Source organism: Alkalilimnicola ehrlichii, assembly GCF_003399765.1.
GTDB lineage: Bacteria > Pseudomonadota > Gammaproteobacteria > Nitrococcales > AK92 > AK92.
Genome location: NZ_NFZV01000058.1, coordinates 1 through 5,249, shown reverse-complemented (window position 1 = coordinate 5,249; position 5,249 = coordinate 1). Strand labels below are relative to the sequence as shown.

At 52.1% G+C, this 5,249-nt stretch carries 5 protein-coding genes and 1 pseudogene; 5 read left to right on the top strand and 1 reads right to left on the bottom strand.

All coding sequences use genetic code 11. From position 1 onward, the window contains the following. The first annotated feature begins 341 nt into the window (after positions 1 to 341). From cdiI to CAI21_RS22420, 5 genes are all read left to right on the top strand, one after another. A complete protein-coding gene (gene cdiI / locus CAI21_RS22445) occupies positions 342 to 680 on the top strand; it encodes a ribonuclease toxin immunity protein CdiI (protein ID WP_116304348.1) in 339 nt (112 codons plus the stop codon). A 263-nt stretch (positions 681 to 943) separates the two neighbouring features. Continuing rightward, positions 944 to 1,462: a YwqJ-related putative deaminase gene (locus tag CAI21_RS26205; protein ID WP_116304347.1), complete on the top strand. Its 519-nt coding sequence runs from the start codon at positions 944 to 946 to the stop codon at positions 1,460 to 1,462. Positions 1,463 to 1,474: 12 nt separating this feature from the next. After that, positions 1,475 to 1,972, top strand: coding sequence for a hypothetical protein (locus tag CAI21_RS22435; RefSeq protein ID WP_116304346.1), 498 nt, complete (start codon positions 1,475 to 1,477; stop codon positions 1,970 to 1,972). A 623-nt stretch (positions 1,973 to 2,595) separates the two neighbouring features. Then, a complete protein-coding gene (locus tag CAI21_RS23020; protein ID WP_147305225.1) occupies positions 2,596 to 2,997 on the top strand; it encodes a hypothetical protein in 402 nt (133 codons plus the stop codon). A gap of 798 nt (positions 2,998 to 3,795) precedes the next feature. Then, on the top strand, positions 3,796 to 4,104 hold the full coding sequence (locus CAI21_RS22420; RefSeq protein WP_116304343.1) for a DUF3630 family protein: 309 nt from the start codon (positions 3,796 to 3,798) through the stop codon (positions 4,102 to 4,104). Between the two features lie 829 nt (positions 4,105 to 4,933). Here CAI21_RS22420 and CAI21_RS22415 read toward each other — a convergent pair. Beyond that, positions 4,934 to 5,053 (bottom strand): annotated as a pseudogene (locus CAI21_RS22415) (IS110 family transposase); the annotation flags it as partial. Between the last annotated feature and the right edge of the window lie 196 nt (positions 5,054 to 5,249).

Genomic DNA, 5,249 nt, shown 5'->3' with positions numbered 1-5,249 from the left:
GTCTCGGTCGGGTCACGGCGGCATCCTCCACTGGATAAACAACCAGTCTAGGAATAACCGCGGCGACGGGACTTGTCAACGAGTAGAAGTATCGGCTAACGGAGCGAGAAAAAGCGGTTCACTCGGTGTATTGGGTGTCCCGCTAAGCTCCGTTGGGTGTCCCGCTAAGCTCCGGTTTCTGACAATCAAATAATTAAACTTGGTCAGCAGGCTGCTGCAAAAGGATATCCAAGCGCTACTTCGCAAGGAGTATCGCAGTTTACCTCTGAGGCTGGGGTATAGACTTTAGGGTTTATATAAGAGATGGCATTATTGATAATTTCCATTCGGAGCTTTAACGAATGAACGAAGCACTGTTTAGAAATTTGGACCGGGAAAATGATCCGTTATGGATGGCTAAAGAGTTTTTTAACTCAGTAAATAACATGTTCTTTTTGCGTGTTATTGGTTATTTAATTGAAGGTACAAGTTATGGGGATGAATATAGCGCTTGTGACTTTCCTGATGGATTGGAAGAGGACGAAGAGCCGTTTGAAGGTGTTCGCTTCAGATATCATGATGATGAAGTTGTTGTGTCCGAGAGTAACTTTGAGGAGTGCTTAATTTTAGCGTGTAAAAGGTATGAAGAAATCAACCCTGATAAATCATCAGAAATAAAAGAGTTTCTCTCACGCTTATAGTATTAAAAATACAGTCATATGGTTGGGTTTTTGCACATTAAGAAATAACTGTTTGTTGTCCCAAATAGTTCTGGTCCCGGAGGTAAACCCTAGGTCAAGGCGACTAGGGGACATCCACTCAATGTAAGCCAATATACGGAAACGCGTCGGCCGACCGCCGCGCCGGGCCGTCGGCGGTGACGGCGTAAAGGGACCGTGGTCTGTGCCGTTTTTCCGTCTGCCGAAGGCAATCCATCCTATAGGACACCCATAGCCGATCCCGAATGGGTGTCCCTGTGCTTTGGGTGCGAGGCAAACGCGGCAACGGGCATAATAGCCAGGGCAGCACCAACCAGGGAGAACTTAGCGGCAGTGGTAGTGGCCCTCAAGGGCAGGGGGCGGCGCCGTCGGTTGGGGGTGGGGCGGGAGGTGTCCCAAACAGTCCAGCTTCTAGGTTAGCTGATAAAGTTCAGGGACTACCATCATCTCAACGACCAAATACTGTTGCAGTTATCCAGCATCAGGATGGCACGATTACGGTTGGGAGAAATCAAGGTGGAGTTCAAAATTCGACTGTTCAAAATGCATTGGATAATGCTCCAGCAAATTGTTTTGCTGGCCAGTGTGCTGAAATTAATGCGCTTTCAAGAGCTTTAAATAAAGGTAGAAGTTTGGATGGTGCTTCGATTTCGGTTTCGAATGTCCGTGGGCCTGCAAGTATATCGGGTGTTCATGGAACACCAAAACCTCAATGTGAAACATGTTCAAGCGTTCTAGATCAGTTGGATGTTAATGGTAACTAATTTTCAGGTGTTATGATGATCTCAACCTTCAATAAACGCCAACTGCAAGCTTATGCAGCAATTTGCTTGTGGACTTTTTGTCATCATCTTGGGATCAAGAACGATTCGATTACCAAGCTGTTCGAACATCTAATGGCAATGCTGACCACAAACAGCCTTCCTGATTGGGAGCGGAACGGTGCAGTGTTGGATATCACTGGTAGAGGTGATCCTCTGCCCGTTGATGTGGAAAAAGAAATTCCACAAGAGCATTTTGAGGTATTTAACTCACTCCTTGAAAACTGTGTGGAGGTTGGAATCGTTGATATGTATGGTGATTCGACTGAGCAGCCGATAAAATTTTTGGAGAAGTGCTTAAATGCCCTTGAGCGTTCTGGTATAGAGCCGCCAGGGGTGGAGAATTTAAGCCAATATAGAGTTGGAAATGATCCATGGGGTGAAGCTATTAGTGAGTTTGAATTGGATGAAATACTGAAAGCGTACGGAATAAAGGAAGGGAAACGAAACTAGAGGACATCCTGCCAAGGTAAGTCCACATACGGTAATGCACCGGCCGGCTACCGCTCCGGGATCAGGGGGACACCTCTCTGACGGCCACTTTCCCCTTTGTTAAGGGCAGGGGCATCAAATGGCTGTCTCTGTGATTTCCGCCCCAGGAGAAGAATAATGAGAGGACGACGCAAGGCAGTCTCGGGGACAACCAAAGCGGGCATGGGCAGAACTGGACACCTGAGGTTCGTCAACAGGGGGGCAGGGGATGTCCTAAACCAGATACAGCAACAGAACGTGCCAGGGATAGATAGACCATTTCGACAAATCAATCCCGAGCATCCGCCAAATGCGGCAGTGGTCGAACATATGAGCAGCATGCGTATTTGCACAGGAACAGATTGTTCTGAAATAGCAGATGCACTGAGAAACGTGGCCGGGGAAGGGCGGATTCTCCGAGTGACTGGTCAAGGTGGAGGTGATTTGCGACTCTTGGAGCACGGAAGGGTTGACAGCGGCTTCAGGTATCACGAGGTTTTCACTGACGGTAGATATGTTTACGATCCACGCCTAAATGATACACCAGTTCCTGAGGGCGACTGGATTCGTATGATTCAGGGCTTGAATCCGGGAGCGCTGATCGAATGAAACCTACGGGCCGAGAATTAATCGATGTACTTGAGAAAGCGGCTGTTTTGGAGTGGTTTCGGTACCCCAGGAGTAGCCTTGATGAGGGGTCGGTAACGCCTCCAGTTGTCGTATGGCGATTCGATTCTACTAAAACAAGCGTCGAGCAAATCCAACATGTTATTGCGACGATTCAGTCAGTGTTGGCGGCTTTTGTTGGTAACGTTGCTTGGAGCTTGAAGAATACCGGTCGAAATTGGGTTCTTTTGCCAACAAGAGTTCGGGAGCTGGAAGAATCGGGTCAGTTCAGAACTGATGGGGAAGTTCTTGATTACCTTAGGCAAGAAGATCCTTTTTTTGGCAAAGAAGCTCATCATGATCTCGTAGAAATAGCGGGTGCTGTTGCTAATAGACTTTAGGCCTAGTTACGGCACCCAAGGGGATCTCCCAAGAGCTCCGCAGGGGAAAAGGGGAGGGAAAAGGGGACACCCATTAGGAGGCCCCCGGTCGGGAAAAGGGGACACCCATTAGGAGGCCCCCGGTCAATAGTCCGTAGTGGTTCGCCGCGTTGCCCGCAGGGCGACGCGCTTTGCATTTACTCCTCGCCTGGCATAGACGGCGCGTATCCTGGTCTTCTCGTCATGGTTACGGAGATTCGCACCAGACACCCATCTGGATCAAGGCGGCCGTAACCGCCCCTGGCATCGCTGCCCCCGAAAACCCTTGGTGCCGCGGTCGTGTCCACTGTAAGCACAGATGTCGTGGTTACTGTTGTGTCCACCCCTGGACTGGCTCACGCCGCGTGGCACATCACAGGGAAACTAGGGGACAGCCACCCAATGTAAGCCGATGCACGGTAATGCACCGGCCGACTACCGTTCCGGGATCAAGGGGCACCCGTCTGATAGCCACTGTCCCTTAAGGGTATCAAATGGGTGTCCCTGTGATTGCGGGCAGGATAGATTCCTCGTTGCCATTGAGGGAGCAAGCGCTCCAGTCTTTCCAGATGCGAAACGAAGTGAAGTTGCAAGCTAGAACCTTCATGGCCGACCGCGCAGCAGCAGAGGCTTTGCCGCCACCTAGGACCCTTCAGGATGTTGTCCGCAAAGCTTATCAGCAGGGGCTTCGTGGGGATGATGTCTGGAATTACGTGCGGGGCGGCGCGACGCGTTCGGATCCGAATGTTGATGCGGCCCTCGGCCTAACGAGGTAGCGAAATGAACAGAAAGCCTGTTGTGTTAACTCGCAATAGCGATGGGCGGTTTGGGATCGACGTGCCTAGTGTTCCGGATTGGGAAGGCTTCGAGAAGTTGGCGCGTTTCTTGGAGAACGAGTATCAGGCGCAGGTGATCAACAAAGCGGATGGACCTGACAGTCGCCAATGGATTTTGCTGGTAGGTGGCCATGAGGTAATCCTTCGGCACGATGATCCATACGGAAATACGATTGAAAGCAAGGATGCGCTAGGGGCTAAAATTGTCGAGGCTATCGGAAAGGACCTTGAGGCGCGCTTGAAAGGCTTCTGACAGAAAATTATTTGAAGTCCCAAATAAAGTCACTGCCGACGCGGCTGTCGGCGGTAGCCAAACGAGTGCTCGGCTGCGTTATATGGGAGGAACACCGGACAAGTATTCGAGGACGGGGCGAGAGGTGGTCGAGCGAATGCGCTCGGAGGGTCTTGTGCAAGGTGACGGACCACTGCTCCGCGGCAACCCGAAGAAACTAGGGGACATCCACCCAAGAAACTAGGGGACATCCACCCAAGAAACTAGGGGACATCCACCCAATGTAAGCCGATGTACGGAAACGCGTCGGCCGACTGCCGCTCCGGGATCTAGGAGGGCACCCATCTGACAGCCACTTTCCCCTAAGGATATCAAATGGGTGTCCCTGTGATTAGACCAACAGACGGCAGCGCTGGATGCCTCGGTGACGGTAGATCATCGCACGATCTAGGGGACACCCATGAGGAGGCCCTTGAGGAAATCGGATTAGAAGGGATCGATGCAGACGAGGATCTTGTTTGAGTTTTCTGTCTTTGATTTGATATCTCCTGCTCCCCAAACTGGTGACTAGGGGACATATATGGACGCCTCCCCGTGGTCAAGGGTGCTAGTCGATAAAGCAGTTGGTTCGCGGACAACTATCCGGCGTCTGGATGGGGCGGCATCAGCGGGCCCCGCGCCGTGATGAGATCCGGTCCCTGACCGCCTATACACCCACACGTGCTCGGTTGGCGACGTGTCCCACGACCAGGTTCTTATCAGGGCCGGATGACCGGTTGCTTCATCGGTAACCGCAAAACCCAGGGTAAGTAGTTCTGTTGGTGCTCCTGTTAGTGGTCGTTCTTGCCGCTTAGGCGGCGAAGGCCTTATTCATGTCGAACGCGGCCTCCCGCGCAAGCACCGCCCAGGCGATGCGGGCGCATTTATTGGCCAGTGCCACCACGGCTTTGTTGTGCCCGCGTCGCAAGGATCAGGGTCAGTTCTCACATTCCAACATCTGACCGAGCCATCGGCGTAGTTGCAATGTTGGAATGTGAGAACTGACCCTCTTGCTCGTGCCGCGGGACCAGCAGACGGCGGGGCTGGATGCGGGCGTCACCGTCGACCACCGGCTGCTGAGCGAAACCGGACGAGAGGAGATCTTCCAGCAGCAGCGCGACCTCGTC